General features: G+C 70.9%; 28 protein-coding genes and 2 pseudogenes. 16 read left to right on the forward strand and 14 right to left on the reverse strand.

Annotated features, from left to right (window positions below):
• The first annotated feature begins 28 nt into the window (after nucleotides 1–28).
• Nucleotides 29–1,063: a LacI family DNA-binding transcriptional regulator gene (locus ACZ56V_RS19830; RefSeq protein WP_398916725.1), complete on the forward strand. Its 1,035-nt coding sequence runs from the start codon at nucleotides 29–31 to the stop codon at nucleotides 1,061–1,063.
• A gap of 19 nt (nucleotides 1,064–1,082) precedes the next feature.
• Here the strand turns inward: ACZ56V_RS19830 and trxA are convergent, their stop codons facing one another.
• Nucleotides 1,083–1,478 (reverse strand): thioredoxin, encoded by a 396-nt coding sequence (gene trxA / locus ACZ56V_RS19835; protein WP_398916723.1) that lies wholly within the window; start codon nucleotides 1,476–1,478, stop codon nucleotides 1,083–1,085.
• A 120-nt stretch (nucleotides 1,479–1,598) separates the two neighbouring features.
• On the opposite strand from trxA, the gene ACZ56V_RS19840 reads away from it, so the two are divergent.
• Nucleotides 1,599–3,032, forward strand: a complete 1,434-nt coding sequence (locus ACZ56V_RS19840) for a dihydrolipoyl dehydrogenase family protein (protein WP_467382174.1) — start codon at nucleotides 1,599–1,601, stop codon at nucleotides 3,030–3,032.
• 38 nt (nucleotides 3,033–3,070) lie between these two features.
• Here the strand turns inward: ACZ56V_RS19840 and ACZ56V_RS19845 are convergent, their stop codons facing one another.
• Both ACZ56V_RS19845 and ACZ56V_RS19850 read right to left on the reverse strand, forming a co-directional pair.
• Entirely contained in the window at nucleotides 3,071–3,727 is a 657-nt protein-coding gene (locus ACZ56V_RS19845) for a peptide deformylase (RefSeq protein WP_468944113.1), read from the reverse strand.
• A 43-nt stretch (nucleotides 3,728–3,770) separates the two neighbouring features.
• Nucleotides 3,771–4,118, reverse strand: coding sequence for a tetratricopeptide repeat protein (locus ACZ56V_RS19850; RefSeq protein WP_468943854.1), 348 nt, complete (start codon nucleotides 4,116–4,118; stop codon nucleotides 3,771–3,773).
• A 147-nt stretch (nucleotides 4,119–4,265) separates the two neighbouring features.
• Here ACZ56V_RS19850 and ACZ56V_RS19855 point away from each other — a divergent pair, with 147 nt between their 5' ends.
• Nucleotides 4,266–5,231 (forward strand): pirin family protein, encoded by a 966-nt coding sequence (locus ACZ56V_RS19855; RefSeq protein ID WP_468943857.1) that lies wholly within the window; start codon nucleotides 4,266–4,268, stop codon nucleotides 5,229–5,231.
• 187 nt (nucleotides 5,232–5,418) lie between these two features.
• Here the strand turns inward: ACZ56V_RS19855 and ACZ56V_RS19860 are convergent, their stop codons facing one another.
• Both ACZ56V_RS19860 and ACZ56V_RS19865 read right to left on the reverse strand, forming a co-directional pair.
• Nucleotides 5,419–6,633 carry a glycosyltransferase gene (locus ACZ56V_RS19860; RefSeq protein WP_468943860.1) on the reverse strand — a complete coding sequence of 405 codons (1,215 nt, stop codon included), beginning with the start codon at nucleotides 6,631–6,633 and terminating at the stop codon, nucleotides 5,419–5,421.
• On the reverse strand, nucleotides 6,630–7,430 hold the full coding sequence (locus tag ACZ56V_RS19865; RefSeq protein ID WP_467382178.1) for a MerR family transcriptional regulator: 801 nt from the start codon (nucleotides 7,428–7,430) through the stop codon (nucleotides 6,630–6,632). Before ACZ56V_RS19865 ends, ACZ56V_RS19860 begins: the two co-directional genes overlap by 4 nt.
• Before the next feature lie 131 nt (nucleotides 7,431–7,561).
• On the opposite strand from ACZ56V_RS19865, the gene ACZ56V_RS19870 reads away from it, so the two are divergent.
• The 3 genes and pseudogenes from ACZ56V_RS19870 to ACZ56V_RS19880 all read left to right on the forward strand — a co-directional run bounded on the left by ACZ56V_RS19870 (nucleotide 7,562) and on the right by ACZ56V_RS19880 (nucleotide 9,100).
• Nucleotides 7,562–8,470, forward strand: a complete 909-nt coding sequence (locus ACZ56V_RS19870) for a quinone oxidoreductase family protein (RefSeq protein WP_468943863.1) — start codon at nucleotides 7,562–7,564, stop codon at nucleotides 8,468–8,470.
• A gap of 106 nt (nucleotides 8,471–8,576) precedes the next feature.
• Nucleotides 8,577–8,819, forward strand: a pseudogene (locus ACZ56V_RS19875) (hypothetical protein); the annotation flags it as partial.
• Nucleotides 8,820–8,908: 89 nt separating this feature from the next.
• Nucleotides 8,909–9,100: a hypothetical protein gene (locus ACZ56V_RS19880; protein WP_467382184.1), complete on the forward strand. Its 192-nt coding sequence runs from the start codon at nucleotides 8,909–8,911 to the stop codon at nucleotides 9,098–9,100.
• A gap of 35 nt (nucleotides 9,101–9,135) precedes the next feature.
• On the opposite strand, the gene ACZ56V_RS19885 is transcribed toward ACZ56V_RS19880, so the two are convergent.
• A complete protein-coding gene (locus ACZ56V_RS19885) occupies nucleotides 9,136–10,068 on the reverse strand; it encodes a LysR family transcriptional regulator (protein WP_468943867.1) in 933 nt (310 codons plus the stop codon).
• Nucleotides 10,069–10,176: 108 nt separating this feature from the next.
• Here ACZ56V_RS19885 and ACZ56V_RS19890 point away from each other — a divergent pair, with 108 nt between their 5' ends.
• The 4 genes from ACZ56V_RS19890 to ACZ56V_RS19905 all read left to right on the forward strand — a co-directional run bounded on the left by ACZ56V_RS19890 (nucleotide 10,177) and on the right by ACZ56V_RS19905 (nucleotide 12,706).
• The gene (locus ACZ56V_RS19890) at nucleotides 10,177–11,022 is read left to right on the forward strand and encodes an alpha/beta fold hydrolase (RefSeq protein ID WP_468943870.1); all 846 of its coding nucleotides are present in this window, start codon (nucleotides 10,177–10,179) and stop codon (nucleotides 11,020–11,022) included.
• An 84-nt stretch (nucleotides 11,023–11,106) separates the two neighbouring features.
• A complete protein-coding gene (locus ACZ56V_RS19895) occupies nucleotides 11,107–11,688 on the forward strand; it encodes an MFS transporter (RefSeq protein ID WP_468943873.1) in 582 nt (193 codons plus the stop codon).
• On the forward strand, nucleotides 11,669–12,004 hold the full coding sequence (locus ACZ56V_RS19900; RefSeq protein WP_468943876.1) for an ArsR/SmtB family transcription factor: 336 nt from the start codon (nucleotides 11,669–11,671) through the stop codon (nucleotides 12,002–12,004). The genes ACZ56V_RS19895 and ACZ56V_RS19900 overlap by 20 nt, the downstream gene beginning before the upstream one ends.
• Nucleotides 12,005–12,706, forward strand: coding sequence for a cation efflux transmembrane domain-containing protein (locus ACZ56V_RS19905; RefSeq protein WP_468943879.1), 702 nt, complete (start codon nucleotides 12,005–12,007; stop codon nucleotides 12,704–12,706). It abuts the gene before it with no gap.
• 51 nt (nucleotides 12,707–12,757) lie between these two features.
• On the opposite strand, the gene ACZ56V_RS19910 is transcribed toward ACZ56V_RS19905, so the two are convergent.
• A complete protein-coding gene (locus ACZ56V_RS19910; RefSeq protein WP_468943882.1) occupies nucleotides 12,758–12,961 on the reverse strand; it encodes a hypothetical protein in 204 nt (67 codons plus the stop codon).
• An 837-nt stretch (nucleotides 12,962–13,798) separates the two neighbouring features.
• Nucleotides 13,799–15,697: a CASTOR/POLLUX-related putative ion channel gene (locus tag ACZ56V_RS19915; RefSeq protein ID WP_468943885.1), complete on the reverse strand. Its 1,899-nt coding sequence runs from the start codon at nucleotides 15,695–15,697 to the stop codon at nucleotides 13,799–13,801.
• A gap of 289 nt (nucleotides 15,698–15,986) precedes the next feature.
• Between ACZ56V_RS19915 and ACZ56V_RS19920 the strand changes: the two genes are divergently transcribed.
• Together ACZ56V_RS19920 and ACZ56V_RS19925 are read left to right on the forward strand one after the other, a co-directional pair.
• Nucleotides 15,987–17,981, forward strand: a complete 1,995-nt coding sequence (locus tag ACZ56V_RS19920) for a flavin monoamine oxidase family protein (protein WP_468943888.1) — start codon at nucleotides 15,987–15,989, stop codon at nucleotides 17,979–17,981.
• Nucleotides 17,982–18,318: 337 nt separating this feature from the next.
• Nucleotides 18,319–18,582 (forward strand): hypothetical protein, encoded by a 264-nt coding sequence (locus ACZ56V_RS19925; protein ID WP_398918491.1) that lies wholly within the window; start codon nucleotides 18,319–18,321, stop codon nucleotides 18,580–18,582.
• A gap of 145 nt (nucleotides 18,583–18,727) precedes the next feature.
• Here ACZ56V_RS19925 and ACZ56V_RS19930 read toward each other — a convergent pair whose 3' ends face one another.
• Complete coding sequence (locus tag ACZ56V_RS19930; protein ID WP_398918490.1) at nucleotides 18,728–19,429, reverse strand: HAD family hydrolase; 702 nt, start codon at nucleotides 19,427–19,429, stop codon at nucleotides 18,728–18,730.
• A 392-nt stretch (nucleotides 19,430–19,821) separates the two neighbouring features.
• On the opposite strand from ACZ56V_RS19930, the gene ACZ56V_RS19935 reads away from it, so the two are divergent.
• Nucleotides 19,822–20,433, forward strand: a complete 612-nt coding sequence (locus tag ACZ56V_RS19935; protein ID WP_467382195.1) for a ScbR family autoregulator-binding transcription factor — start codon at nucleotides 19,822–19,824, stop codon at nucleotides 20,431–20,433.
• A gap of 279 nt (nucleotides 20,434–20,712) precedes the next feature.
• Here ACZ56V_RS19935 and ACZ56V_RS19940 read toward each other — a convergent pair whose 3' ends face one another.
• Both ACZ56V_RS19940 and ACZ56V_RS19945 read right to left on the reverse strand, forming a co-directional pair.
• Nucleotides 20,713–21,429, reverse strand: a complete 717-nt coding sequence (locus ACZ56V_RS19940; protein WP_398918486.1) for a dienelactone hydrolase family protein — start codon at nucleotides 21,427–21,429, stop codon at nucleotides 20,713–20,715.
• Nucleotides 21,430–21,574: 145 nt separating this feature from the next.
• Nucleotides 21,575–22,198, reverse strand: a complete 624-nt coding sequence (locus tag ACZ56V_RS19945; RefSeq protein ID WP_398918484.1) for a hypothetical protein — start codon at nucleotides 22,196–22,198, stop codon at nucleotides 21,575–21,577.
• 336 nt (nucleotides 22,199–22,534) lie between these two features.
• Between ACZ56V_RS19945 and ACZ56V_RS19950 the strand changes: the two genes are divergently transcribed.
• On the forward strand, nucleotides 22,535–23,068 hold the full coding sequence (locus ACZ56V_RS19950; protein WP_398918482.1) for a GNAT family N-acetyltransferase: 534 nt from the start codon (nucleotides 22,535–22,537) through the stop codon (nucleotides 23,066–23,068).
• On the opposite strand, the gene ACZ56V_RS19955 is transcribed toward ACZ56V_RS19950, so the two are convergent.
• A complete protein-coding gene (locus ACZ56V_RS19955; RefSeq protein ID WP_468943895.1) occupies nucleotides 22,955–23,452 on the reverse strand; it encodes an MmyB family transcriptional regulator in 498 nt (165 codons plus the stop codon). The genes ACZ56V_RS19950 and ACZ56V_RS19955 overlap by 114 nt on opposite strands.
• 21 nt (nucleotides 23,453–23,473) lie before the next feature.
• On the opposite strand from ACZ56V_RS19955, the gene ACZ56V_RS19960 reads away from it, so the two are divergent.
• Entirely contained in the window at nucleotides 23,474–24,463 is a 990-nt protein-coding gene (locus ACZ56V_RS19960) for an aldo/keto reductase (protein WP_398918480.1), read from the forward strand.
• Nucleotides 24,464–24,676: 213 nt separating this feature from the next.
• Here the strand turns inward: ACZ56V_RS19960 and ACZ56V_RS19965 are convergent, their stop codons facing one another.
• Both ACZ56V_RS19965 and ACZ56V_RS19970 read right to left on the reverse strand, forming a co-directional pair.
• Nucleotides 24,677–24,871, reverse strand: a complete 195-nt coding sequence (locus ACZ56V_RS19965) for a hypothetical protein (RefSeq protein WP_467382200.1) — start codon at nucleotides 24,869–24,871, stop codon at nucleotides 24,677–24,679.
• A pseudogene (locus ACZ56V_RS19970) lies at nucleotides 24,868–25,203 on the reverse strand (hypothetical protein); the annotation flags it as partial. The gene ACZ56V_RS19965 and the pseudogene ACZ56V_RS19970, both read right to left, overlap by 4 nt.
• A gap of 277 nt (nucleotides 25,204–25,480) precedes the next feature.
• On the opposite strand from ACZ56V_RS19970, the gene ACZ56V_RS19975 reads away from it, so the two are divergent.
• On the forward strand, nucleotides 25,481–26,881 hold the full coding sequence (locus ACZ56V_RS19975) for a purine-cytosine permease family protein (RefSeq protein ID WP_398918476.1): 1,401 nt from the start codon (nucleotides 25,481–25,483) through the stop codon (nucleotides 26,879–26,881).
• Nucleotides 26,882–26,897 lie beyond the last annotated feature (16 nt).

Here is a 26,897-nt window from a genome sequence, read left to right on the forward strand (position 1 = left end):
TCCGGCTTCTGCCAGGATGCCGTACGTCATGGTGCAGATACCGAATCCGCCGCCCCCCAGGCCCTCCGCAGCGCGCTCCGTGCCCACGAGCGCCGACGTGGCCCGCCTGGCCGGCGTCTCGCGCGCGACCGTCTCCTACGTCCTCAACAACACCGGCGCCGTACGGATCAGCGAACCCACCCGCCGCCGCGTCCGCGAGGCCGCCAGGGAACTGGGCTACGTCCCGCACGCCGCGGCCCGCTCCCTGCGCGCCGGACACAGCCGCATGGTCCTGATGCCGGCGCCGTCCTTCCCCGCCGGCCCGCTCTACAGCCGCTTCCTCACCGAACTCCAGTGGGCGCTCGGCCGCCTCGACTACACCGTCGTGCAGCACGGCACCGTCGGCGTCCACGGCGACGAGGCCGCCCGCGCCTGGGCCGAGCTGCGCCCGGTCGCCGTCCTGGTCCCCGGTGCCGACCTCGGCCCGCGGGGCGTGGAGATCCTCAAACGCTCCGGCGCCCGGGCGGTCCTCACCCTCGGTCCCGAGGCCGTCGAGGGAGCGCACGCCCTGCTCACCGACCAGGAGGGCGTCGGCCGCGGCGCGACCCGCCACCTGTACGACCGCGGCCGCCGCGGCATCGGCGTCGTCGTGCCCGCCGAACGCGGTCTGGACGTCTTCTCGGCACCGCGCCTCGCGGGCGCCCGCGAGGCCGTGTCCGGCACCGACGCCACCGTCACCGAGCTGCCCCTCGCCTACGACGAGAGGGACGCCGCCCGCCTCGCGGCGCGCTGGCGTCCCCTGGGACTCGACGCGGTGTTCGCGTACAACGACGAGTACGCGATGCTGCTGATGCGGGCCCTTCAGGACGAGGGCCTCGACATCCCCGGCGACGCCGCCGTGATCGGCGCCGACGACCTGATGCTGGGCCGGCTGCTGCGGCCCCGGCTGAGCACCGTCCACCTGGAGCTGCCCTCCGGCCGCGACCTGGCCGCACTCGTCGACCGGGCGGTGCACGACCCGGGCGCCGCGCCCGAGCGCCACAAGGTGCTGGGCGCGACGGTGGTGCACCGGGAATCGAGCTGACCGGCGGCCGGACCGCCCGCTACTGGCCTTCCTGGTCGTTCTGCCCGGCCTGCGCCTGCTGCTCGGCGACCGCCTTGCGGACCTCGTCCATGTCCAGGTTCCGGGCCTGACCGATCACGTCGGTGAGAGCCGCCTCCGGCAGCGCGCCCGGCTGCGCGAACACGGCCACCTGGTCCCGCACGATCATCAGCGTCGGAATCGACTGGATGCCGAAGGCCTGCGCCAGCTCCGGCTGCGCCTCGGTGTCCACCTTGCCGAACACCAGGTCCGGGTTGGCCTCCGCGGCCTTCTCGTAGACCGGCCCGAACTGCTTGCACGGACCGCACCACTCCGCCCAGAAGTCGATCAGTACGAACTCGTTGTCCGTGACCGTCTGGTCGAAGTTCTCCTTGGTGAGTTCCACGGTGCTGGTCATGAGGTGATCCCTCTTCCTGGTTTCGGGGGAGAAGCCGTCGGCACAACACTGCCGACCTGGTGGGTATTCCGCGCACGTACCCGTGTGGCCAGGGCGCACACCACCCACCAGACTGACCCCATGACGCAATCGGATTCCCTCACGTACGACGTCGTGGTGATCGGCGCGGGCCCCGTCGGAGAGAACGTCGCCGACCGCACCCGCGCGGCCGGGCTGTCCACCGCGATCGTGGAGAGCGAACTGGTCGGCGGCGAGTGCTCCTACTGGGCGTGCATGCCCAGCAAGGCCCTGCTGCGCCCGGTCATCGCCCGCGCGGACGCCCGCCGCCTGCCCGGTCTCGCCCAGGGGGTCCAGGACCCCCTCGACGCGCAGGCCGTCCTCGCCCGCCGCGACGAGTTCACCTCGCACTGGAAGGACGACGGCCAGGTCCAGTGGGTCGAGGGCATCGGCACCGACCTGTACCGCGGACAGGGACGGCTCACCGGACCGCGCACCGTGGAGGTGGCCGGCCCCGACGGCAGCCGCCGCACCCTCACCGCCCGGCACGCCGTCGCCGTCTGCACCGGCAGCGCCGCCGCCCTGCCCCCACTGCCCGGACTCGCCGAGGTGCGCCCCTGGACCAGCCGCGAGGCCACCAGCGCCAAGAGCGCGCCCGGCCGCCTCATCGTCGTCGGCGGCGGAGTCGTCGCCGTGGAGATGGCCACCGCCTGGCAGGCCCTCGGATCCCGGGTCACGATGCTGGTGCGCGGCGACGGCGGCCTGCTCGCGCGGATGGAGCCGTTCGCCGGGGAACTGGTCGCCGAGGCGCTCACCGAGGCCGGCGTGGACATCCGCACCGGCGTCTCCGTCGAGTCCGTCACCCGCGAGAACGGCACCGTCGTCGCCGTCACCGACACCGGCGACCGTCTGGAGGCCGACGAGATCCTCTTCGCCACCGGCCGCACGCCCCGCACCGGCGACCTCGGCCTGGAGACCGTCGGCCTCGAGCCGGGTTCCTGGCTGCCGGTCGACGACAGCCTCCGGGTGGAGGGCCACGACTGGCTCTACGCCGTCGGGGACGTCAACCACCGCGCCCTCCTCACCCACCAGGGCAAGTACCAGGCACGCATCGCGGGCGCCGCCATCGCCGCCCGCGCCTCCGGGGTGCCGATCCTGGAGTCCGACCCCTGGGGCGCGCACGCCGCGACCGCCGACCACCACGCCGTTCCCCAGGTGGTCTTCACCGATCCCGAGGCCGCGTCCGCCGGCCTGACCCTGGCCGAGGCCGAGCAGGCGGGACACCGCGTGCGCGCCGTCGACGTCCCCATCGCGGTGGCGGGGTCGAGCCTGTACGGCGACGGCTACCGGGGCCGCGCCCGCATGGTGGTCGACCTGGAGGACGAGATCGTCCGCGGCGTCACCTTCGTCGGCCCCGGCGTCGGCGAGTTGATCCACTCCGCGACCGTCGCCGTCGCCGGCCGGGTGCCGATCAGTCGGCTGTGGCACGCGGTGCCGTCCTACCCGACGATCAGCGAGGTGTGGCTGAGGCTGCTGGAGGCGTACCGGGACAACTGACGGGGCACCGCACGGGAAAAACGGACCCGGCGGGCCGGTCAGGCCGCCGGGTCCGGCAGCTCGAAGCCCAGCGCCGACGCCGCCCGCTCCGGCGTCGGCTGGGACCAGAGGTCCGCCATCGCCGCGTTCGAGGCCAGCGAGCGCGGCTCGGCCCGGTCCAGATACAAGGTGCCGTCGAGGTGATCCGTCTCGTGCTGCACGATCCGGGCCGGCCAGCCCGCGAACACCTCGTCCACGGCCCGCCCGTGCTCGTCTTGCGCCCGCAGCCGCACCTCGGCAGGGCGCGCCACCACCGCCTGCCAGCCCGGCACGCTCAGACAGCCCTCGAAGAACGCGGCCCGCCGGGCGCCCACCGGTTCGTACGAGGGGTTGACCAGCACCTGGAACGGCTGCGGCACCCGCCCCCGCGCCACCCGCACCTCGTCCGGCACCGGCGCCGGGTCCTCGATCACCGCGACCCTCAGCCCCACCCCGACCTGCGGCGCGGCCAGCCCGACGCCCGGCGCCGCGTGCATGGTCAGCCGCAGCGCCTCGACGAACCGCTCGAAGAGCACGGGCGCCAACTGCCCGTCGTACGGCTCGGCCGCGCGCCGCAGCACCGGGTCCCCGGCCGCGACGATCGGCAACGGGCCGCCGACGGCGAGCAGTTCCTCGATCCGCTCGGCAAGCGGGGCACGATCACTCGGAGTTCCCATCGCGGTTCCCATCGCGCCAGGATGCCACGCACGGAGTTCGCGCTCAGAGGTCGGCGAAGTCGCCCGTGAGGGCCGAGGCGATGCGCAGCTGGGCGTCGGCCTCCTCCTGCCGCCCCTGCCGTTCCAGGGTGCGGCCCAGCATCAGCCGGGCGTAGTGCTCGACGGGATCGCGCTCGACGACGTTCCGCAGCTCGGCCTCCGCCCGCCGCAGCTGGGCCGAGTGGTAGTAGGAACGCGCCAGCAACAGCCGCGGGCCGGTCTGCTCGGGCACCTCCGCGACCAGTGCGTCCAGGACGCGTGCCGCGGCGGCGTAGTCCTTGGCGTCGAAGAACATCCGCGCACGCTCCCAGCGCTCCGCCGGCGTTCCGTGGTCGTAGTACGTCATGTCCACTGCGACCTCCTTCGGCCCCTCCAACCACGGCACACGCTTGAACATTCCACTACTGATGGAGGTGCGCGTGGAGGCGCCGTCCCCCGCCACGGTGACGGCCCGCGGTCCGTCTGACGCGAAGGGCCCGCCGGGTCTAGGTTGGGCGGCATGAGCAACCTTGATCGCGAGGCCGTACCCAGTCTCTGCGGCGGCCGCGGCTTCGTGGTGACGGAGCCCGTACGGGAGCTTCTCAGCCCTCGGCACGTCAAGCTCGGCGAGTCCACCGAGGTCCGCCGACTGCTGCCCAACCTGGGCCGGCGGATGGTCGGCGCCTGGTGCTTCGTCGACCACTACGGCCCCGACGACATCGCCGACGAGCCCGGCATGCAGGTGCCGCCGCACCCCCACATGGGCCTGCAGACGGTGAGCTGGCTGCACGAGGGCGAGGTGCTGCACCGCGACTCCACCGGCAGCCTGCAGACCATCCGCCCGCGCCAGCTGGGCCTGATGACCTCCGGCCGCGCGATCAGCCACTCGGAGGAGAGCCCGCGCCCGCACGCCCGCCTCCTGCACGGCGCGCAGCTGTGGGTGGCCCTCCCGGACGCCCACCGCCACACCGACCCCCGCTTCGAGTTCCACGCCGAGCTGCCCCGGGTCACGGCCCCGGGCCTGTCGGCCACCGTGCTCCTCGGCACCCTCGACACCGCCACCTCGCCCGGCACCACGTACACGCCTCTCGTCGGCGCCGACCTGACCCTCACCGGCGGCACGGAGGTACGCCTGCCGCTGGAACGGGACTTCGAGTACGCCGTCCTGGCCATGAGCGGCGAGGCCCACGTCGACGGCGTGCCCCTGGTGCCGGGCTCGATGCTCTACCTCGGCTGCGGCCGCGACGAGTTGCCCCTGCGCGCCGACTCGGACGCGGGCCTGATGCTCCTGGGCGGCGAGCCGTTCGAGGAGGAGCTGATCATGTTCTGGAACTGGATCGGACGGTCGCAGGAGGAGATCGTACAGGCGCGGCGGGACTGGGTGGAAGGGGCAAGATTCGGAACGGTGAAGGGCTACGACGGCGCCCCGCTGCCCGCCCCCGAACTGCCTCCGGTGCCGCTGAAGCCGCGCGGAAGGGTTCGCTGACCTGGGAGAACGACTGACCAGCCGGTGACGGTCAGTCGGTCGGTCGTCTTTCCTCATCCCTTGCAGGATCCTCGCGCGCACTATGCGGCTGGGTCCGCCGTGAGCCCGCTGCGCTGTGCCGTGCCCGTCGAGGGTCTGTCCATCTGTGGGTGGCTGTGGCGGGACACTTGCTAACCCTTTGCCAACTCTACTGACCGGTCAGTTGCTGGATGGCCCCGAGTGTCTTCTGTGCTCCGTTTTCGGTTGCCATGTGTTGTGCCGCTCGTGCGGCGGCTCGACTGTGTGTCTGCTGCTTCACCACTTGGTGAAGGGAGTCGGCGAGTCGTTCGACGGTGAGGGACCGGAAGGGGATCGGGGCTGTGGCGGCGCCGAGGGTGGCGAGTCGGCTTGCCCAGAACGGCTGGTCCGCGGTGACCGGCACGGTGACGGCGGGTACTCCGGCGCGTAGCGCGGCGGCGGAGGTGCCGGCCCCGCCGTGGTGGACCACGGCGGCCAACCGTGGGAACAGCAGGGCGTGTGGTACGTCCCCGATGGTCAGCACGTCGTCCCCGTCGGCGCTGAGCCCGGCGCTGCCGGCTTGGAGGATGCCGCGCAGCCCGGCGCGGCGCAGGGCTCGCACGGCGATTTCGCTCAGTCGTTCTCCGTCACCGGATGCCATGCTCCCGAAGCCGATCAGGACGGGCCGGGGTCCGGCTGACAGGAAGTCCTCGAGCACGGAGGGCAGCCGTTCGGCCGGATCGTGGTGGGGCCACCAGTTGCCTACGACGTCCAGGCCGGGGCGCCAGTCGGTGGGGCGGGGTACCAGGGCCGTGCTGAAGCCGTGCAGGATGGGCCAGTTCGCCCGTTCCTGTCGTCGGCGCATTTCGGAAGGGGGGGTCGGGGGGAGATCGAGACGTCGGCGCAGCTCTGTGACCGCCTGTTCGTAGATGCGGTCGGCCATGCGCAGGGAGAAGCGTCCGGTTGCCCGGTTGGCGAGTCGGCCCAGTGAGCGGGAGCCGGTCACGACGGGTGGGAAGTCGCCGGTCGGCGTGGTGGGCTGGAGGTACACGCCGAGGCTGGGTGTGCCGGTGGCCTCGGTGAGGTGCCAGCCGAGGGGGGCCGTGGTGGTCGACAGCAGGAGCAGGTCCGTGGTTTTGTCCACCGCGTCGGCGAAGCCCTGCCCCAGTTCGTTGACGAACGCTGCGGCGGTCCGCATCAGGTCGCGTTTGCCCGTGCCGTCGCCGTGCGCCCGTGTGTCGGCGGGCAGACTGCGGAATTCCAGGCCCGCGTCGTGTGCGAGGGGGGCGAAGGTGTCGGTGGCGGCGAGGGCGACGTCGCAGCCTGCTCGTTGCAGTTCGGCGCCCAGGCCGGTGTAGGGCGCGACATCGCCGCGTGATCCGGCTGCGGCGATCATGATTCTCATCGGGGCTCCTTGGCATCGGTGCTGTCGCCTGCGTGGCGGGCGGCGTTGGCGTAGACGGCCTTGCGGGTGTAGGCGGCCAGGCCCGGGCGTTGCTGTGAGGGAGGTACGACCAGTGCGAAGGCGCGCGGGTCGGCGACGAAGTCGTCCGCGATGCGCCGGTGCATGTCGGGTGGGCAGGAGGTGAACCAGCGTGCGATGTGCAAGCGGTGTTCCTCTGCGAGGTCCATCGCCCGGTCGCTGCAGGCCGGCTCCCCTTCGTCGAACACCGCGAGGAGTTCCGCGCGCCAGGCGGCGGCTTCGCCCATGAGCCGGCGCCAGTCCTCCTTGGTGTGGGCGTCGGCGCGCGCCATCGCCTCGCGCTGTCCTTCGGAGTGCGCCCACTTCAGCTCTGCCTCGGTGGCGTAGCTCAGGTCGAAGGCGACCTCGCCGAAGACCTCGAAGCGTTCTTCGGGTGTCAGGGGCACCCCGGTCTTCTGGACTTCGATTGCCCGTTCCGCCACCTCGGCCAGCCGCTGCAGCCTGGCGATCTCCTCGTTCAGCTGCCGCTGCCGGGCTCGGAGCCGCTCCAGGGCGTTCGCCTGCGGGTCCTTGAAGATCGCGGCGATCTCGTCGAGGGGAAAGCCGAGTTCGCGGTAGAAGAGGATCTGCTGGAGCCGGACCAGGTCGGGCTCGCTGTAGAGCCGGTATCCGGCGTGGCTGCGGTCACTGGGTGAGAGCAGTCCTGCCTTGTCGTAGTGATGCAGTGTCCGTACCGTCACGCCGGCCATGGCCGCGATCTGTCCCACGGAGTAGCTCATCCACGTGCCCTTTCGTCGACACAAGCCTCAAGCCTGACGTAGGGGGAGGGTCAACTCGTGCCCGGCCGGGATCTGGCGATGGCCGCCTTCACAGGGTGACTCGTCGATCGCGTCCGTCGTGGCCGCGCCAGGTGACCCGTTTCATCTACGCCGAGGTGAGCCCGGCCGACAACACCATCAGAGCGGGCCGAATGGACGCCTCGCTGCACCGGGCGCCGCCTCTCGTACCCGGCGGCGGCGGAGTGGGCCGGATCGCCGATCCCGGGGCAACCGGCCTGACGGAGGGCACGCGCGTGGTGGTCGGCGGCGGAGGGCTAGGCTGGCGCACCGACGGCACCTGGCGCGAGCAACTGACCGCCAACGCCGACCAGTTGATACCGGTCCCCGACGGCGTGACCGACGAGGCCGCCTGCGCTCTGTTCGCCGGTGCCGGATACAGCACCGCCTACCTCGTACTGACCCGGGTGGCAGAAGTGAGCGCCGGATGCACCGTCCTGGCACCGGGCATCGGCGGCTCTGTCGGCATGGGTGCCGTGGAGGTGGCCCGCGAACTCGGCGCGTCCCTGGTCGTGACCACCGCGAGCCGCACCGACAAGGCGGAACAGGCTCGCGCCGCCGGTCACCAGCACGTGATCGACCTGTCCCGCGAATCGCTGACCGACGGTGTCGCACGCATCACCGACGGCCGGGGCGTGGACATCGTGGTCGACGGCGTCGCCGGTCCACTGCTCGGTGAGTGCCTGGCCTCCCTCGCACACGGAGGCATCTATGTCGGCGTCGGATACGCCGGCGGCATCCAAGGAACGGTGAACATCACCGACTTGATATGGAAGAACGCCACGGCCTGCGGCTACACGTTCACGACGACCCCACCCGACGTTGCCCGGGCCTCCCGGGTGACTCTGCTGGAGTGGCTGGACGCGGGCCGCATCAACCCCGTTGTCGCTCGTGTGCTGCCGCTGCACCAGGCGGCCGAGGCGCAGCGTCATCTGATCGAGGATCGGCCCTTCGGCCGTGTCCTGCTCAGCATGGACCGTTGAAACCGGCCGAACAGGAGGAGCCAGGAACATGCAACCTCGCTAGGCCGTCACGGCCGACATACCGGAACTGATCCGGCTGCGCGCAGTCGCGCTGGAGAGCCTGGGCATGGATCCCGGGCCGGCCGGCACACCGTGGCGACGCATCGCCCACGGCTGGTTCGAGGAGCGCATCAACCACCGTGACGACTGTGCCTGCCTGGTCGTCGGGGGCGAACCCGGTGACCCTCTCCTCCTCTGCGGCATGGCCTGGATCACCTACCATCTGCCCAGTTCGCGCTGGCCCGACGGGCGCCGCGGCTACCTCGACGGGATCGTGACCGACGTCCCCGCCCGCGGCCGCGGCCACGCACGCCGCATCGTGGACGCATTGGTCGGCCGCCTTCGCACGGCGGGCATTCACTACTTGTCGCAACGCACGGCGTCCTCGCCAACGCTGGATTGCCCTCCTCGACGGCTGCCACCTCCCTCGGAGAGGTCATCCGGGGTGAAGCCCTCTCCCGCAACCACAGCCGGGAACTCACCGGCTACGCTCCCGTCGGCCTGCCCTGGCAGGACCTGGCCCTGAGCTGGCTGGTCTTCCAGCAGGCCGAGGCAGCGGAAAGGGGAGCAATTGTCGATCTCCTGGCATGAGCCGTCGGCCATGGGAAGGGGTGAACCGGCCCGAATCAAGTGTGAGGTCGGAGCCGGTCGTTGAGTGCGGCACCGACTTCTGGGCAGTTCTCCCGGACCGTGTCGAGGAAGGCGCGCAGCACCGGGGAGTGATCGCGGGCCGCGAAGGACAGGACGAGATCGGGCAGGGGTGTGCGTGGGGTCACTTCGCAGAACCGTACTCCCGGACGCGGGACCATCCTCATGCGGGACGGCCCCAGGCCGACGCCCACGCCGGAGGCGGCGAGGCCGATGATCGTGTGCACGTCCCTCGCCACGGTCGCGCCGTCAAGAGCCGATGAGTCCGTGCCCAGAAGGGTGCGCAGTCCGGCGACTACAGCGGGTTCGTCCTCGCCGGCCGACACGATCAGCGGCTGTCGCCGCAGCTGGTCGGCGCTTACCGACTGTTGACCCGCGTACGGGTGCGCCGTACTTACCACAGCGATCACGTGGTCGTTTCCGATCGGGACGGACACGAGACGCTCGGCTCCGGCACCCCGTGGGGGACCGAGGGTGAGGGCCACGTCCAGCTCTCCGGCGATGAGCGCTGGGCTGCTGCGGCTGGTCGCCATCTCGTGCAGTTCCAGTCTCACGTCGGGCCGTTCACGGCCGAACCGGCTCAGGACGCCCGGCAGCGGGTCGAGCAGTGACGAGGCGATGAAGCCGAGCCGCAGACGTCCTGTCTCGCCGCGCGCGGCCCGGCCCGCGTCGACCGTGGCTGCCGCGATCTCGTCGAGCGCCCGGCGCGCCCGCGCGAGGAACGCCTCGCCGGCGGCGGTCGGGAAGACCCCCTGGCGTGTGCGGTCGAACAGCCGGGCCCCCACCTCGCGCTCCAGATCGGCGATCTGCTTGGACAGCGGCGGCTGCGCGATGCCCAGCTCGCCGGCCGCCCGGCCGAAGTGTTCGTGCTCGGCGAGAGCAACCGCGTACCGCAGGTGTCGCGCTTCCATGACCCGCCCCCTATCTCATCGGCTATTGGCAATACCTCAAAGATATGGCCAGGCCACTTACCAGATCTATAGATGGATGGCGCGGTGGTTCCTGTCTGGAATGGAGCCATGGAGAACGTATCTCTGACCGACACCGTCTTCGTGTTCGTGCACGGTGCCTGGCACAGCTCCGGACAGTGGGCGGCGACGCAGCGCGCGCTGGCCGGACTGGGCGCTGCGACCATTGCCGTCGACCTGCCGGGGCACGGCTTCGACGCGCCTCTGCCCACCGGATACCTGCTGCCCGGCCAGCCGGGCCTGCTGACCGAGAAGTCACCGCTCGCCACGATAACGATGGACGACTGCGCCGAGGCAGTACTGAGCATCCTGCACCAGGTGCGTCACCACCGCACTGTCGTGCTTGTCGCGCACAGCGCGGGCGGCGGTCCCGCGTCCCTGGCGGCGGAGCGGGCACCCGAACTGGTGGACCGGATCGTCTACCTGTCCGCGTTCGTCCCGGGCGGGCGGCCGCGGTTCTTCGATTATCTGGGCTCACCCGAGAACGCCACCGCGCTGGGCCGAAACCTGAACCTGGGCGACCCCGAGGCCCTGGGCGCCGTGCGGATCAATCCGCTCTCACCGGATCCCGCCTACGTCGACGATCTGCGGGAAACCCACTACCACGACACCCCCCTGGACCGCTTTGACCGGTGGCGGTCCTCGCTGAGCCCTGACCTGCCCCTGGCGATCCCGACGACTCCGGTCACCCTGACCGCGGCACGGTGGGGACGAGTTCCACGAACTTTCCTGCGCTGCGCCGAGGACCGGGCGCTGGCACCGGCCGCGCAGGACCTGATGATCGCGGAAGCCGACCAGGCCTTCCCCAGCAACCCGTTCACCGTGCATACCCTGCCCGGCAGCCACAGCCCGTTCGCAGCCCGGCCGGGCGAACTCGCCGCGGCCCTCGCCTCCTGAGCCGGCGTCGGCCCATGAAGGGTTCCCCGTCGTCTGAGCGGGGGACGGCTCGAAGCCGACGGCAGGCGGCTCGTACTGCCGGTCGTGCTGAGCGCGACATTCGTGCAGTTGCTCAACGTCACCGTCGCGCAGATCGCCGCCCCGGCGATCCGGACCGACCTGGGTGCCGACTCAGGTGCCGTGCAGCAGATCCTGGCCGGGTACACCCTGGCCTACGCCTGCTTGCTCATCACGGCCGCGCGCCTAGGCGACCGGTACGGCTACCACCGGCTGTTCGTGCTGGGCACCGTCGTCTTCACAGCCGGTTCAGTAGCCGCCGCGTGTGCTCCCGATGCCGTATTCCTCATTGCGGCCCGGCTGGTCCAGGGCGCGGGCAGCGGCTTGGTCGTCCCGCAGGTTCTGTCGATCATCCAGGTCGCCGTCCCCGCTGCCCGGCGCCCACGGGCTCTCGGACTGTTCGGTGCCACGATGGGAATGGCGTCGCTGGCCGGGCCACTGACCGGCGGACTTCTGGACGGGACAGCGCGGCTCCCGCTTCGACGTAGGTGCGGGCCCAGTCGGCTGCGTGGGCCAACGGCCCGTTCGGCCGGCCAGCCGCGCTTAATCCACGTTCTCATGAATTCAGGCTTCGATGTACTCTCAAGGGGTGCTGACACTCGCTGCTGACATCGAGGTGCTGGCGCGGTTCGGCCGCGCCCTCGCCGACCCCATCCGCTGCCGCATTCTGCTCGCCCTCCGCCAGGCCCCCGCCTACCCGGCCGACCTCGCCGACTCCCTGGGCATCTCCCGCACCCGGCTGTCGAACCACCTGGCCTGCCTGCGCGACTGCGGCCTGGTCGTCACCGTCCCCGACGGCCGACGCACACGCTACGAACTCGCCGACGAACGCCTCGGCCATGCGCTCGACGACCTGCGGAGAGCCGTCGTCGCCGTCGAGGCAGACAAGACCTGCCCAGACGCGGACGCGAAGAGCTGCTGCTGAATGACCGCCATATCCCTCAGCCCCGGCCCAGCCCGCCGTGACACGCTCACCCGGCGCATACGCCTGCTCGTCGCCGCGACCATCGCTTACAACGTCATCGAAGCCGTGGTCGCGATCACCGCCGGCACCGTGGCCTCCTCGACCGCCCTGATCGGCTTCGGGCTCGACTCCGTCATCGAGGTCTCCTCCGCCGCAACCGTCGCCTGGCAGTTCTCCGCCCGCGACCCCGCCGTCCGCGAAGCCCGCGAGCAGCGCACCCTGCGGATCATCGCCGTGTCGTTCTTCGCGCTCGCGGCCTACGTCACCGTCGATGCCGTCCGCGCGCTGACCGGTACCGGCGAGGTTGACCATTCGATCCCCGGCATCGTCCTCGCCGTTCTCTCGCTGGCGATCATGCCCTTCCTGTCGGCAGCCCAACGCAAGGCCGGCCGCGAGCTCGGCTCCGCCTCCGCGGTCGCCGACTCCAAGCAGACCCTGCTGTGCACCTACCTCTCCGCCGTGCTCCTGGTCGGCCTGCTGGTCAATCTGCTGCTCGGCTGGTCCTGGGCCGACCCGATCGCCGCCCTCGTCATCGCCGCGATCGCCGTGAAGGAAGGCCGCGACGCCTGGCACGGGAAGGGATGCTGCGCGCCCACCACTCGCGCCTCTGCCGCGAATACCGCGGCAACCTGCGGCTGCGCCAAGGGTTGTGACTGCTGCTGACAACAGCAACCGCAGTAGTCCCCGGCATTCGTATCGGACGCGGACGGTGCGCTAGCTCAGGGCATCCGCTGGTTCGGCGGCGCCGAGCAGGCGGAGCAGGCTGACGCGCAGCACATCCTGCGCCACCGCATCGGGAAGTCGGCCGGCGTCCTGCTCCTTGGTCGCTGTGTGCCCGAGCGCCATGGTCGAGGCGACGAGCCAGTCGACGGGGAGCCGGTCGTCGAATTCTCCGACCCGTTGGCCTCGTTCGATCACCCGTCCAAGGACACCGTGCGTGACGCCCGGCGTCTCGGAGGCGAACGGGCGGCAGCCAGACCATGCTGTCCCGCTGTCCGCTTGCGGTCGCCTCGGATGCGGACGTGCCACCGGTCACGTTGCTCATCGCGGGGTGGGTGCTCATAGGGATCGCTCCAGAAGGGGGAAGGGCCGGCGGATGTACCGGGCCACCGGGAACGCGGCAAGACGGATCAGGGGGCGGAGCGCTCTGTCGAGGCGGGAGGGGGACCGGCGGTCCCGCCGGCCTGGAGGCCCTTGCGGAAGGCGGCTGCGAGCCCTGGCGTTGCCGCGGCCACGGGGGCTTGCTCCCGCACGTGTGGTGGACGGAAGGACTCCGTCCGGCGTGTGCGCGTGGGAAGGGCGGGTGCGTCGGCCGAGCCTCCAGCGGCTGCGGCTTCCTGCCTGCCCGCGCTGACCGGGCGAGCGCCCTGTCCTGCCCCCCGGGGCGGCAGGAGCCGCGGCCACCTGCTGCGGCTGCCACCTGGAGACGCGAGCTTCCTCGGGCGGCGACGCGCCCGCGTCCTCGACCGGTGGAATTGCTGTACACGGTCGATCTGCTACGCGTCGGACAGCGCCGCCAACTCCTCGTACGGCAGCGGTAGGTCAGCGCCATACACGTTCGACGCAGTCGGCGAAGCCGGCGAACCTGCGGGTGCCTTCCCGGCACGGCTGCGCGAGAGGTGGCCCGGGCGGGTCACCGGGGCTGGGCCAGCCGTTCCGAGGCCCACATGGTCGGCCAGGGGCGGGCGCGCGGGCCTGTGCTCAGAGGGGGCTCGGCCCGCTGGTCGCCGAACTCACGTCGACGGAAGCCGTCCGTCAGTCCGTGCCGATGACCACCACTTCGTCCTCGGCCGCCCAGCGGCGCCGCTCGTCCTTCGGCGGATTGATCCGCACGCCGTGGCCGGGGCTCGTCGACGAGTCGACGTGGCTTCGGTAGCCGATGGCGCACTCGCCGCGGCGACGCGCCGCGGCCACTACTGTGGCAAAGGACGTCTCACGTCCGGGCAGTACGTAGTCGGCGACCGGGCGCATGCGGACCCCCGTGCCGTCCGCCGAGAACAGTTCCTCGAACACCGCCGCCAAATGTCGGTTCTGGGAAATCTGGGCCATGAGCAGGCCGATGAGCTTGCCGCTGATGATCACGTCGGCCCCGGGCGCGATGGGGGCCAGCGCCCGGTTCCGGTCGTCGATCAGTTCGGTGACGACGGGCAGTTCGCGCCCGGTGGCCTCCTCCAGCTGCCGCAGCAGCAGGAGGGTGACGAGCGTGCGGTTGTCCGGGTCCTCCGACGACTGCCCGGGGACGGGATCCCGGCCGAGCACGATCACGCTGTCGTAGGAGTGGACGTCCAGGCGTCGCAGGGTCTCGGGGCGGGCGAGGTCCCCGTGGTGCAGTGTCAGAATCAGATCGGTACCGCTGTCCGCGTCCGCCTCGTTCACCTGCCGGTCTGTCGTCTCACCTGGATCCGCCACCACGTCGACGACGGATCCCGGCCGGGCCCGGCGGCGCAGCTGGTCGACTATGAGCGGTGCCCGGCGATTCCACCCCAGCAGGAGGACCCGCTCCGTCCGCACGGGCGTCGGAGGGCCGGACGCCATCGCGGCTTCCTCGACCCACTCCGCACAGTCGTCCAGCCAGGCCGTGTCGTCGTCGCGGGAGATGACGACGAGGAGGTCGTCGGGAGCGATCGGCGTCGCCGGCGGCGGGTTGAGCAGGGGAGAGCCTCCGCGCACCAACCCGACGACACTCGACGTCGGGTACGACAGCAGCGCCTCACCGAACGGGCGGCCCGCCAAGCCCGGTTCGGTGATCACGTAGAACTCGTCGCCGGCGAAGTCGAGCAGTTCCTGGTGAACGAGTGACAGCCCGGGCCGGCGGGCGGCCTGGACGATCAGCCGGGCGGTGATGGTGTCACTCTCCAGGACGATGCCGCCCGGCCCGGCGGCGAGACGCGCGGCCAGGCGGTACCGGTCGTCACGGACGGCGGCGATGACGGGTGGACGGCTCCTCGCCCCGGCCAGGGCCGTCCTGAGAGCCAGCAGTGTTTTGACCACCTCGGCATCGGCGTCGGGCCGGTCGTGCGGCAGGATCAGCACGACACCGGCCGTGGCCGGGCTCGTCAGGAGGAGCATGGCCGGGTCGGTGGTGGGGCCACTGCGGCAGATCAGCCGCGTACGGCCGGTGGCGCCCACCTTCGTGCTCAGCGCCTCCTCCATCAGCGTTTTGTCCCGGTCCGCCAGCACCGCCACCGCGGCACGCCGTTGGTTGGCGTTGGCGGCCACCAGCTCGCTCACCACGGTGAAGACCTGCTCCGACCACCCCAGGACCACGGCGTGGCCGTGTTCGAGAACGGTGGACCGGCCCCGCCGCAACGCGGTGAGCCGCTCCGTGAGCGCCGTCGTGATCAGGCCGACGAGCGTCGAGACGTACAGCAAGGTGACCAGTGCGAGCAGCACCGACATCACCACCCGCAGGGGTGTCCCCGTCGCACCGCCCAGCCGCAGGGTCTCCCCGGTGAGGCGCCACACCTCCGCCAGCCGGTCCGTCAGCGACACCGGGACGTCCGAGTCGGTCCACACCAGCACCGAACTGGCCGGGACGACGACTGCCAGGCACAGCAGCGCCATCCAGCCGATGAGAGCGGCGGCGCCTCTGGCCAGCGTGCTGTCGAACCAATAGCGGACTCTGTCACCGAACGGGGTGCGCCGTTCTGCCACCTTCCCCCCTCCCTCGCCCGCGCTCCCGGCAGGACCACGGCGGCCCGCGTGGGCGGGGTGGCCGCGTGGCCCGTCCGAGGGCACGTATGCGGATACGCATGTCGCAGTGTGGGCGATCCGGCACCGTGCCCGACGAAGATCGCGCAGCGTTCATCACTTCGGGTTCACCGGCCCGTTTCACGTCCGCGACCCCGTCGTGACGTCAGGGTCGGCCGGGGCTTAGCTCCTTCGAGTCAACGCCGGAGCGAAGGGCGGGTGCGCGGTCAGGGCCGCCGGTACAAAGACGACCATGACTGAAGACCACGCAGTGGTGGGTCCAGGGGGCGGTATGTCCCGCAGGAACTTCGCGGCGGTGGCCGGCACGGCCACGGTGGCCACGGCCCTGACCGGCGGCACCGCCACGGCTTCGCCCGCACCCGCCGCACCGAGCGACGGCCGCGGCGCCGACTACGACCGGTGCCTGGCCGTCGCCCGCGCACTCCTCGTACTGGACTCCGACGACCGCCCCCTCGTCCCGCGTTACCAGAGCGTCCTGCAGAAGGGGTTGCCGGCCCAGCGGCGGGCACGGCCCAAGGACGTCCTGGTCATCGGCGCCGGACCGGCCGGTCTCGTGACCGCCTGGCTGCTGAAGAGGGCAGGGCACCGGGTGACCGTGCTGGAGGCCAACGGCAACCGGGCGGGCGGACGCATCAAGACCTTCCGCAGCGGTGGCCACGAACGCGCCGAGCAGCCCTTCGCCGATCCCCGCCAGTACGCCGAGGCGGGCGCGATGCGCATCCCGGGCAGCCATCCCCTGGTGATGGAGCTGATCGACCAGTTCGGCCTGAAGAAGCGGCGTTTCCACTACGTCGACGTCGATGGCGAGGGACGTCCCGCCAACCGCACCTGGATCCACGTCAACGGCATTCGCGTGCGGCGCGCCGACTACGCCCGCGCGCCCCGGCGCGTGAACCGGTCGTTCGGCGTCCCCAAGGCCCACTGGGACACGCCCGCCGCCGCGATCCTGCGCTCCGCGCTGGACCCGGTGCGCGACGAGTTCAGTTCCGTCGGCCGTGACGGCAAGCGCGTCGACAAGCCGCTCCCCGAGCGACTGCGGGGCTGGGCCCGCGTGGTGCAGCGCTTCGGTGACTGGTCCATGTTCCGCTTCCTGACCGAGCACGCCGGCCTGGACGAGCGGACCATCGACCTGATCGGCACCCTGGAGAATCTGACGTCCCGCCTCCCCCTGTCCTTCATCCACAGCTTCATCGGCTCCTCCCTCATCAGCCCCGACACGCCCTTCTACGAGTTGGAGGGCGGCACGGCCGTACTGCCGGACGCCCTGCTGGAACGCGTCCGCAAGGAGGTGCGGTTCGACCGCCGCGTCACCCGCGTCCAGTACCACCACCCCGACCGCCCCGCTCCCGACGCCGAGCACGTCCGCGGCAAGGGCCCGCACGTGTGGGTGGACACCGTGTCGGAGGGCCGCGACGGACCCGTCGTGCGCGAGCAGTTCACCGCTGACGTCGCCGTGGTGACAGTGCCGTTCTCCGGACTGCGTCACGTGCAGATCGACCCGCCCATGTCCTACGGCAAGCGCCGGGCGGTCTGCGAACTGCACTACGACAGCGCGACCAAGGTCCTGCTGGAGTTCAGCCGCCGCTGGTGGGAGTTCGACGAGGCGGACTGGAAACGCGAGTTGCGTGCCGTCGACCCGGGCCTGTACGACGACTACCGCAAGGGACACGCCGCCGCCGACGGCAGTCTGCTCGGCGCCCATCCCTCCGTGCCCGGCGGGCACATCACGGCCGGTCAGCGCACCCATTACGCCGCCAACCGCTCGATCGCGCGCGACCAGCCCGACGCGGTTGACGTCGTGGGCGGCGGCTCGCTGTCGGACAACGCCAACCGGTTCATGTTCCACCCGTCCCATCCGGTCACGGGCAGCGCGGGCGGTGTGGTCCTGGCCTCCTACAGCTGGGCGGACGACGCTCTGCGCTGGGACTCCCTGGACGACGACGCCCGGTACCCCCACGCCCTGTGCGGCCTCCAGCAGGTCTACGGTCAGCGCATCGAGGTCTTCTACACCGGAGCGGGCCGCACCCAGAGCTGGCTGCGCGACCCCTATGCCTACGGAGAGGCGTCGGTGCTCCTGCCCGGGCAGCACACGGAGCTGCTGCCCGCCATCCCCGAACGCGAGGGGCCGTTGCACTTCGCCGGAGACCACACGTCCGTCAAACCGGCGTGGATCGAGGGAGCCGTGGAGTCCGCCGTGCGCACCGCCTTGGAGATCCACACCGCATGAGCCGCGCGGGTCGATCGGCCACGACCTGACCGACAGGCCCCGGCGCGCCGACGCCGGGGTTCTCGTGGGCGTCCGCGTGCTCGCCGGCCGTGCCCGTGAGTGGAGAGCGATGGCTCCGTCGCCGACATGACGCGGATGGGGGCGGCGACCTGGGCAAACGAAATGGCGCCGAACCGGAAGGCCTCGGGCGCGACGGACCTCTGTGACAGCCCGAGCGCATTCGCCTACGAGTGACACAGTCACATCGCGGGCGGCAAAACATGACAGAACCGGAGAATAGGGGCGCGTATCGAGGGCACCCCGGCCCGTGGATCCCCACACGGAACGGAGCCACCCAATGATCGTCAAGAAGATGCACGACATGGGCGTCAAGAGCGAGCACGCCTATCTCGCCGCCTTCGCCTCCATCGGCCTGACCGTCGCCGCCTGGGCCACCAGCCTCAAGGTCGAACCCGGTGTCAACGTCGACCGCGCCGACCGATGGGGCCTCTTCGTCGGAGAATGGGCCCCCACCTTCTTCGGCCTCGGTCTCGCGCTCTCCCACTACGAACAGCACGACGGCACCCTCACCGACGACGGCGTCCACATCCACGAAGCCTGACCGCCTCGTCGAGCCGCAACCGCGGTAGCGCCCGCATCTGGCAGAAGGGGCGGGCGCTGCCCTGCTGCCGGTGCCACTCTGCACTGTGCCGTCATGGACGACGTGCCGGCAGGGACTGCGGGGCCGGAACGGGGCCGGTGTCCGATCACGGGCACGGCGGGCTGCCAAGCGTGTCGGCCCAGGTCAGCAGTTCGGGAGCGTCCAACGTCGGGAGCCACCCGTCGGCCCGGGGGCTGCCGTCATCCTTCGGCCGGGGGCCGACGCCCAGTACCCGCAGGCCGGCCCGTCGGGCCGCTTCCACTCCGGTCAGCGAGTCCTCCACCGCCAGTGCCCGGTGCGGGGGGACACCGCAGAGCCGGGCCGCCACGGCGTACACATCGGGGTGCGGCTTGGGGCGCACACGGTCCCCGGTGTCGGGTACGACCAGGTGCTGGAAGTGCTCGAGCAGCCCGGCCCGTGCCAGGCTCCCTTCGACCACGACCCTCGGGCAGTTGCTGGCCACCGCCAGCGGCAAACGGCCGGAGAGCAGCCGTACGAGCCGGACCGCGCCTGGCATCGTCACGGGTTCGTCGGTGACGAGTGCCAGGAAGTGGTCGAGAAGCGCGGCCGTCAGATCCTCGGCCAGTTCGGGCTTGTGCACGGACTGCGCCATGAGCCGGCCGCAGTCCTCGTAGTGCAGGCCCAGGGCCTGCTCGGCGAACCCGGGCGGTGGCTGGAGTCCGTGCTCCCGGAACGCCTGGCTGCGAGCCTCCTGCCAGTGGCGTTCGCTGTCCATCAGGGTGCCGTCGCAGTCGAAGACGACGGCTTCGGGCGACCAGTCGAGCAGATCGTGGTCCGAGGGGGTCACTGAGGTCTCCCATGCCTTCGCATGTATGTGGCATTTCCGTATCCGCAGGAAACGGAAAGATAGCGTCCACTACGTTATTTCCGTCCAGGCAAATCAGGCAATAACCCTTTTTGGTGACTCGACGTGCGCCGGATGCAGGCGTATGGCTGTGCGGCGGCGACGTCCCTGACGCGGCCATCAAGCCCCTCAACCCCGTGTCCGGGTACGTCGGTTGGCGCACGTGCCGCAGCGCGACGGGTCCGCAGCGCCTTGCTTCCAATACCACTCGCAGGCGTTCGCATTCGAAAGAACTATGTAATCAGTGCACGAAAGTGCCCCTTTTGAACGCCAGGCGTACGCTGGCGCACTAAATTCGTGGCCGGTATCAGAACAGAGCGAGGGCGGACGGGGCATTGCAGGAACGGGCGAAGGCAACCCGCAGATCACTGCTTGAAGCGGCTGCCCAACTGTTCGCTGAACAGGGATACGCGGCCACCAGCGTCAATGACATAAGCGCGAGGTCGGGCCGGACCAGCGGCGCGGTCTACTTCCACTACACCGGCAAGGAGGGAATCGCCGTCGCCGTCGTCGAGGACCGGTTCGCCACCTGGTCTCAGCTTGCCGCACGCTACGGAGACGAGACGTTCCCCCCGCTCGAACGGCTCGTCGCTCTCAGCTACGACATCGCGCACGCCCTCACCCGGGATCCCATGACGCGTGCCGGTGCTCGTCTGTGGGCCGAGCGCACCGTCATCAAAGCTCCCGTACCCGACCCCTTCGCGTTGTGGACCGCCGCCGCCACGCGACTGCTCGCACAGGCCCGGCTGGCAGGGCAGGTCAACCAGCACGTCCGCCCCGCTCGCACGGCCCGCGCTCTCGTGCCCGCGTTCTTCGGCCTGTGCACCCTCACCGAGGCCCTTGAAGGTACGACCGTCCTCAACGACCGACTGGCCGACTGGTGGCACCTGACCATGCCTTCCCTCCGGCCGCAAACGTCCCCCGGAGACCATCCGGCACGCCGGTGACGCACAATGGGAGGCCGCTGGCGCCGGTGCGATGGTCGCGGGCCATCCGGGCTGCCGTCGGCGCCGCCCGCGACCACGATGATGTTGCGGGCCCGCTGTACGCCGGAGACGGCGAGCGGCTGGGTGGGGGAGCGGCCGGCCCTGTACCCGCGATGAGGAGGACCGGGTCCACGGCATCATCTGCCAAGTCTCACAACGGATCTCAGCGCTGTGGAAGGCCATCCGTAACGCTTGTCGGGAGGCTCCGTGATGTGACGGGGACACCCCCCGGGTCCCCCGTCACGACAAGCACTCGGCGAGCAGGTCGACGACGTCGCGCCAGGCTCGCCGCGCGTGCCGTGGGTGGTAGCCGACACCGGGGACCACGGGGTGGTCGACCGGCGGGTGGTGGAAGGCGTGCAAGGCACCGCCATAGACCACCAGGCGCCAGTCGACGCCCGCGGCCTGCAACTCAGCGGTGAACGCGTTTCGTTGCGCGGGCGGCATGATCGGGTCTTCCGATCCGACCCCGGCCCACACCGGGCAGCGAATGCGCGCCGCCTCGCCCGGTCGGCCCGTGGTCAGTGCGTTGACCGTTCCGATCGCGCGCAGGTTGACGCCAGCGCGCCCGAGTTCCAGCCCCACGGCGCCCCCGGTGCCGTAGCCGACGGCGGCGATCCGGTCAGGATCGGTCCGTGGTTCGGCGCGCAACACGTCGAGCGCCGCAAGACCGATGCCCCGCATCCGGTCGGGGTCGGCAAGCAGCGGCATGCAACGGGCCAGCATCTCCTCGGGATCACCCAGATAGCGCCCGCCGTGAAGGTCGAAGGCCAGCGCTACATATCCCAGCTCGGCGAGAGCATCGGCCCGGCCGCGCTCGACGTCGCTGAGCCCCATGCCCTCCGGCCCGAGCAGCACCGCGGGCCGGCGGTCGGCGCCGGCCGGCAGTGCGAGGTGCGCGCTCATCGTCAGACCGTCGGCCGGGTACTCGACCGTACGCGTCGTGATCTTCGTCATGAGACTGGACTGTAATGAGCGTCGAGCCCGGTCCGGACGATGTTCTGCCACTGGCAGAGCGGCAGGGGTGTCCCTCTGCCACACGGGACGGGCCTGGCGGGCCTGGCGCTCAGGGCTGCACCGTGGCCGGCCAGTGAACGATCTCTCAGTATCCCCAGCCGGCGTAGATGGTGATGTTCTTGCCATTGTCCCTGGCTCCGACGCACACGTCACGCCAGTCGAGCAGCCAGCCGCTGGAGCGGCACCTCTCCTTCCGGAGGTCCAGTTCACGGATGATCTCCGGGCGGGACATGCCGTCCTCGCTGGTGACCGTCGCTGCGCGCCAGCAGCCGCCGGAACCGCAACTAGTGCTCTCGTCAACCATGTTGATGCCTGGCGGCAATGAGGGGAGGGCCTCGGACGGCGGGGCTTCCGAGCCCTCGCCGAGCATCAGCGCGTACAGGAGGCCGATCACGAGAGTGACGGCGAACTGCGCCCCCAGGAAGCCGATCGCTCTGTTGCGGCGGGAGGTCCATTGCGGGGGAGGAGAGCTCTCGCGGCGTCCTTCCAGTCCCGCTCCGCAGGCTATGAGCAGGGGCGCGAGAGCCGTGAACACGAGGTGGGCGTCGGGTCCGGGGGCGTCGATCCAGCCCCGCTGGACGCTGATCAGCAGACTGGCTCCGGCGAGCAGCGTGCCGCCGACCGCGAAGCCGACGGGGCGGGTACGGGCGATCGTCGTCCAGACGACGGCGGGCGCGACGGCGAAGAGTATCCCCAGGGTGATCAGCACGCACGGGGGGACGTGTGGGCCTGAGTGCCCGGTTCCACACGGTCGGGGCTCATCTCACGCCCGCAGGCCGGCCGTGCATGCCGTGCGTGCGGCGAAGCCGTCGTTGCCAGGACTCACCCGTGCGCGTCGGGCCCGCCGGTACGGAAGCGGTCCGGAGCGGTGGCGGCGGAAGCTGTGCCGTGACGCGGAGCGGTTCGCAGCCGCCCCGAATCGAGTGGGAGTCGGCCGTGGCTCCCCTGCACGCTGCGGACGTCGGGCCGTCGGCCGCATCGCTGCCGTGCCAGGCGTGCGACGTCGCAGTTCGCGCTTTCGCCGCCGCGTCGGCAGGATGGGGGCATGACCGAAATCCGCACCCCTCGTCTCGTCCTGCGCCGATGGCTGGAGGAAGACCTCGTCCCGTTGTCCGAGATCCACGCCGATCCCGTCGTGATGCGGAGCATCGGCGACGGCAGGCCGCGCTCGGCGGAGCAGACCGCCGGGGACATCGAGGCATGGGAGGAGGAGTGGGACGAGGAGGGATTCGGGGTGTTCGCGGTCGAGCTGCTGGGCTCGGGCGAACTGGTGGGTGCCGTGGGTTTGTCTGTTGCCGACGCGCCGACGGAGGCAGCCGGTCAGGTCGAGATCAGCTGGCGGCTCGGGCGAGTCTTCTGGGGACAGGGATACGCATCCGAAGCGGCCCACGCCGCACTGGAATTCGCCTTGCAGGACCGCGGTCTGGAACGAGTGATCGCGGTCCTGCGGACGGGTGACAGTGCTTCAGCTTCTGTGATCGACAAGCTCGGCATGCGGGCGGAAGGCGCCGCACAGCATCCGGTTCACGGTGACGACCTGACCGTATTCGCTATCGACCTGACGCAGTACCAGGAGTAGGGGGCAGAGCGCAGCGGCTGGGGGACTGGCGCCCGATCGTCCTACGAGACCAGGGATTCGACGGCGCCGATGCCGCGGGCCCGGAGCGCGGCGACGTGGCGGTCGCCGCGGTGCGTACAGGGCGCTGCCGAGCGCGTTGGCTTCGACGATGTCGAAGCGGGCGTCGCGTACGCAGGCCGGCACTCCGGCCGGCGAGCCGAGCAGACGGACGATCGTGGAGTGACCCCTGGACGCGGTCACCGCGGGGCGCCGGCCCGAGGAGGACGGGGAAGCAGCGACCGTAGGACGCGCCGGGCACGTTGCTCCGGCTCGAGATGCCGGTAGGCGCCATCTGTCGCTAGATGGACGAGTGGCACTCCTGCCTCTGGGACTACGAATGAACATGCGGGAAGGGGCTGGACACGTATGCGGAAGCGCAGTCTGAGGGACCTGGAGGTGTCGGCCGTCGGCCTGGGATGCATGGGCATGTCCGCGTTCTACGGCTCCGCCGACGAGGACGAGGGCATCGCCACCATCCGGCACGCCCTCGACCTGGGCATCACCTTCCTCGACACGGCCCAGATGTACGGTCCCCTCACCAACGAGTCACTGGTCGGCGAGGCGATCCGGGGCCGCCGCGACGAGTACGTGATCGCGACCAAGTTCAACAACCGGATGGACGATGCCGTACCCGGCGACACCAGTACCATCGGCCCGCAGGACGGTTCGGCCGAGCACGTGCGCAGCTCGGTCCACGGCTCCCTGCGGCGCCTGGGAACCGACCACATCGACTTGTACTACCAGCACCGGGTCGACCCCAAGGTGCCCATCGAGGAGACCGTCGGCGCCCTGGGCGAGCTGGTGACCGAGGGCAAGGTGCGGTGCATCGGGCTGAGCGAGGCGAGCGCGGAGACCATCCGGCGGGCTCACACGGTGCACCCGGTCACGGCCGTGCAGAGCGAGTACTCGTTGTGGTCGCGGGACGTGGAGGCCGAGGTGCTGCCCGCCTGCCGGGAGCTGGGGATCGGCTTCGTGCCGTACTCGCCGCTCGGGCGAGGCTTCCTCGCCGGGCGGTTCACCACGCCGGACGAGCTGGATGCGAACGACTGGCGTCGTCAGAACCCGCGCTTCCAGGACGTCAATCTCGAGGCGAACCTGCGCCTGGCGGCCAAGGTGAAGGAGATCGCCGCCGAGAAGGAGGCGACCCCCGCCCAGCTGGCGATCGCCTGGGTACTGGCCCAGGGCGAGCACCTGGTGCCCATCCCCGGCACCAAACGCCGCACCTACCTGGAGCAGAACGCCGGAGCGGTCGAGGTCGAGCTGACCGAGGACGACTTGGCTCGCATCGCCGAGGAGCTGCCGGAGGCGGCGGGGGAGCGGTACGACGAGGCGGGGATGCGTTCGGTCAACCGGTAACCGCGCGGCCGCGCATCCGCGCCGCGGTGGCCGGCCTTCAGCGGGTCTTGCCCCCTGCTCCCGTCGCGGGGGAGAGCGCGTCCTTCGGCAGGCCTCGGCGAGCACGTCACGGAAGGGCTCCGCCGTGCGGTCGCCGAACACGCCTCCGCAGGGCCGGAAGGGAGAGGCCACGCGGCTGGGGCCCGACTCCCCCCCCGGATCGGTCCGGCGGTCTCACCACGGCCGGATCGGCCGGAATCCGACGCGTCGCCCGTCGGCGTCCAGCAGATGTCCCATTCGTTTCACGGTGCGAGTGCCGACCAGGCGTTCGGTGACGCCGAGGTCCCGCAGCCGGGCGCAGATCGCCGTCTCGCGCTGCTGCACCGAACCGACGTCGCGCAGCCAGTAGGTGGCCAGCACATTGGTCACGGCCTGCCGCCCTGCCCGCCCCTCACGCGCCGACTGCCCGTGACCCCGGCCTTGTTTGTAAACAGCCCCCGCGCCGCCGCTTGGGTGTCGAACTCCTCCAGGCGGGCCTGGGCGTCGGGACGGTCGTCGCACATGGCCCCCGGCAGCACCCGGCCGAGCGGCATCGGTGCGCAGGCGCTGTCGAAGGCGAGCCCGGTGCCAGCGGCGGCGGGCGGGAGCAGGTCGCAGACCTGGGCGACGGGCGCGAACGCGGAGTCGGCGAGGCTGACGACGGTCAGCCCGGCCTCCTTGGCGTAGGTCAGGGCGTCGACGACCTCACGAACGGCACGCGGTCCGAGGACCGGCAGGGGCCGGCTCGTGTCCCTCGAACAGGGCCTGCGGCCGCGCGGCCGGGCTGCCGTGCTTGCTCATGCACGTCCCCCAACATCTGCCCCTCCCGGTGCCCGTCCCGGGAGGTGAGGGGCACGCCTCGTCCGCCGTCACCCACACCACGTCACCCCGGATCGTCGGGCAGGCATTGACAACCTATTCACCCATCCTATTCAGTCATCTTGGCGCCGCATACTTTCATACAGCAAGTCGACCGTTACCACCGGACAAGAGGCTCCCATGACCCAACTCGTCGAGTTGCGCTCGATCGACGTCGTCCCCGACGACGAACGGCACGGCAGCGCCTTTTCCCAGTTCACGCTGTGGCTGGGCGCCAACCTGCACATCACGGCCGTCGTCACGGGCGCCCTGGCGGTGGTCTTCGGCGGGGACGTCGTCTGGTCGCTGGCAGGTCTGCTGCTGGGCAACCTGCTCGGCGGCGCGGTCATGGCCCTGCACTCCGCGCAGGGTCCGAAGCTGGGCCTGCCGCAGATGATCCAGTCCCGGGCGCAGTTCGGGGTGCGCGGCGCGGTCGTACCGCTGCTGCTCGTGGTGGTCATGTACGTCGGCTTCTTCGCCAGCGGCACGGTGCTGGCCGGGCAGGCGGTCGGCGAGCTGACGCACACCGACGAGACGACCGGCATCATCGCCTTCGCGCTGGTCACCGGGGTCATGGCGACCGTCGGCTACCGGATCATCCACGCCCTGGGCCGCATCGCGAGCGTCGTCTGTGCCCTTGCCTTCGTCTACCTGGGCGTCCGGCTGCTGGAGCGCGCCGACCTCGGCGCGCTGCTCGGCGACGCGCACTTCTCGCTGCCGATGTTCCTGCTGGCGATATCGCTGTCGGCCTCCTGGCAGCTGGCGTTCGGCCCGTACGTGGCGGACTACTCCCGCTATCTGCCACGCACGACGTCCACGCGGGCGACGTTCTGGTGGACGCTGTCGGGATCGGCGCTCGGTTCGCAGTGGTCGATGGCGTTCGGGGTGCTGGTCGCGGCGACGGCGGGCGAGGCGTTCCTGGACAGCCAGGTGGGCTATGTGGTGGGGCTGGGCGGCACGGGCGTGATGGCGTCGTTCCTCTACTTCGTGATCGCGCTCGGCAAACTGACCGTCAACGTCCTCAACACCTACGGCGGCTTCATGTCGCTGGTCACCGGCGTCACCGGTTTCCGGGAGCGGCAGGTGCTCTCGCAGCGGGGCCGGACGGCGTACATCGCGCTGATCATGGTGGCGGGGACGGTGGTCGCGCTGGCCGGCAAGGACAGCTTCCTCACCTCGTTCAAGGACTTTCTGCTCTTCCTGCTGACCTTCTTCACCCCGTGGTCGGCGATCAACCTGGTCGACTACTACCTGATCTCCAAGGAGCGCTACGACATCCCGGCGCTGTTCGACGCGAGCGGCCGGTACGGGGCCTGGCGCTGGGACGCGCTGACCGTGTACGCGGTGGGTCTGCTGGCACAACTGCCGTTCCTGGCAACCGGTTTCTACACCGGTCCGCTGGTGGCGCCGCTGGGCGGGGCGGACGTGTCGTGGATCGTGGGGCTGGTGGTGCCCGCGCTGCTGTACTGGTGGCTGGCCCGGCGCACCCCGGGTCCCGGTGACCCCACCCCGAAGACGTCCTCCAACCGCGCCCTCGCCTGATGCGGCGCAACGAGCC

This window comes from Streptomyces sp. NPDC034099 (genome assembly GCF_055575415.1).

Excerpts from the sequence above, each read along its gene's own strand:
- ACZ56V_RS19920 (WP_468943888.1), top strand. The coding sequence starts at position 15,987 with ATGACTGAAGACCACGCAGTGGTGGGTCCAGGGGGCGGTATGTCCCGC.
- ACZ56V_RS19840 (WP_467382174.1), top strand. The coding sequence starts at position 1,599 with ATGACGCAATCGGATTCCCTCACGTACGACGTCGTGGTGATCGGCGCG.
- ACZ56V_RS19885 (WP_468943867.1), bottom strand. The coding sequence starts at position 10,068 with ATGGAAGCGCGACACCTGCGGTACGCGGTTGCTCTCGCCGAGCACGAA.
- ACZ56V_RS19865 (WP_467382178.1), bottom strand. The coding sequence starts at position 7,430 with ATGAGCTACTCCGTGGGACAGATCGCGGCCATGGCCGGCGTGACGGTA.
- ACZ56V_RS19925 (WP_398918491.1), top strand. The coding sequence starts at position 18,319 with ATGATCGTCAAGAAGATGCACGACATGGGCGTCAAGAGCGAGCACGCC.
- ACZ56V_RS19860 (WP_468943860.1), bottom strand. The coding sequence starts at position 6,633 with ATGAGAATCATGATCGCCGCAGCCGGATCACGCGGCGATGTCGCGCCC.
- ACZ56V_RS19905 (WP_468943879.1), top strand. The coding sequence starts at position 12,005 with ATGACCGCCATATCCCTCAGCCCCGGCCCAGCCCGCCGTGACACGCTC.
- ACZ56V_RS19845 (WP_468944113.1), bottom strand. The coding sequence starts at position 3,727 with ATGGGAACTCCGAGTGATCGTGCCCCGCTTGCCGAGCGGATCGAGGAA.
- ACZ56V_RS19955 (WP_468943895.1), bottom strand. The coding sequence starts at position 23,452 with ATGTTCATTCGTAGTCCCAGAGGCAGGAGTGCCACTCGTCCATCTAGC.
- ACZ56V_RS19960 (WP_398918480.1), top strand. The coding sequence starts at position 23,474 with ATGCGGAAGCGCAGTCTGAGGGACCTGGAGGTGTCGGCCGTCGGCCTG.
- ACZ56V_RS19890 (WP_468943870.1), top strand. The coding sequence starts at position 10,177 with ATGGAGAACGTATCTCTGACCGACACCGTCTTCGTGTTCGTGCACGGT.
- ACZ56V_RS19950 (WP_398918482.1), top strand. The coding sequence starts at position 22,535 with ATGACCGAAATCCGCACCCCTCGTCTCGTCCTGCGCCGATGGCTGGAG.
- trxA (WP_398916723.1), bottom strand. The coding sequence starts at position 1,478 with ATGACCAGCACCGTGGAACTCACCAAGGAGAACTTCGACCAGACGGTC.
- ACZ56V_RS19940 (WP_398918486.1), bottom strand. The coding sequence starts at position 21,429 with ATGACGAAGATCACGACGCGTACGGTCGAGTACCCGGCCGACGGTCTG.
- ACZ56V_RS19830 (WP_398916725.1), top strand. The coding sequence starts at position 29 with ATGGTGCAGATACCGAATCCGCCGCCCCCCAGGCCCTCCGCAGCGCGC.
- ACZ56V_RS19855 (WP_468943857.1), top strand. The coding sequence starts at position 4,266 with ATGAGCAACCTTGATCGCGAGGCCGTACCCAGTCTCTGCGGCGGCCGC.
- ACZ56V_RS19975 (WP_398918476.1), top strand. The coding sequence starts at position 25,481 with ATGACCCAACTCGTCGAGTTGCGCTCGATCGACGTCGTCCCCGACGAC.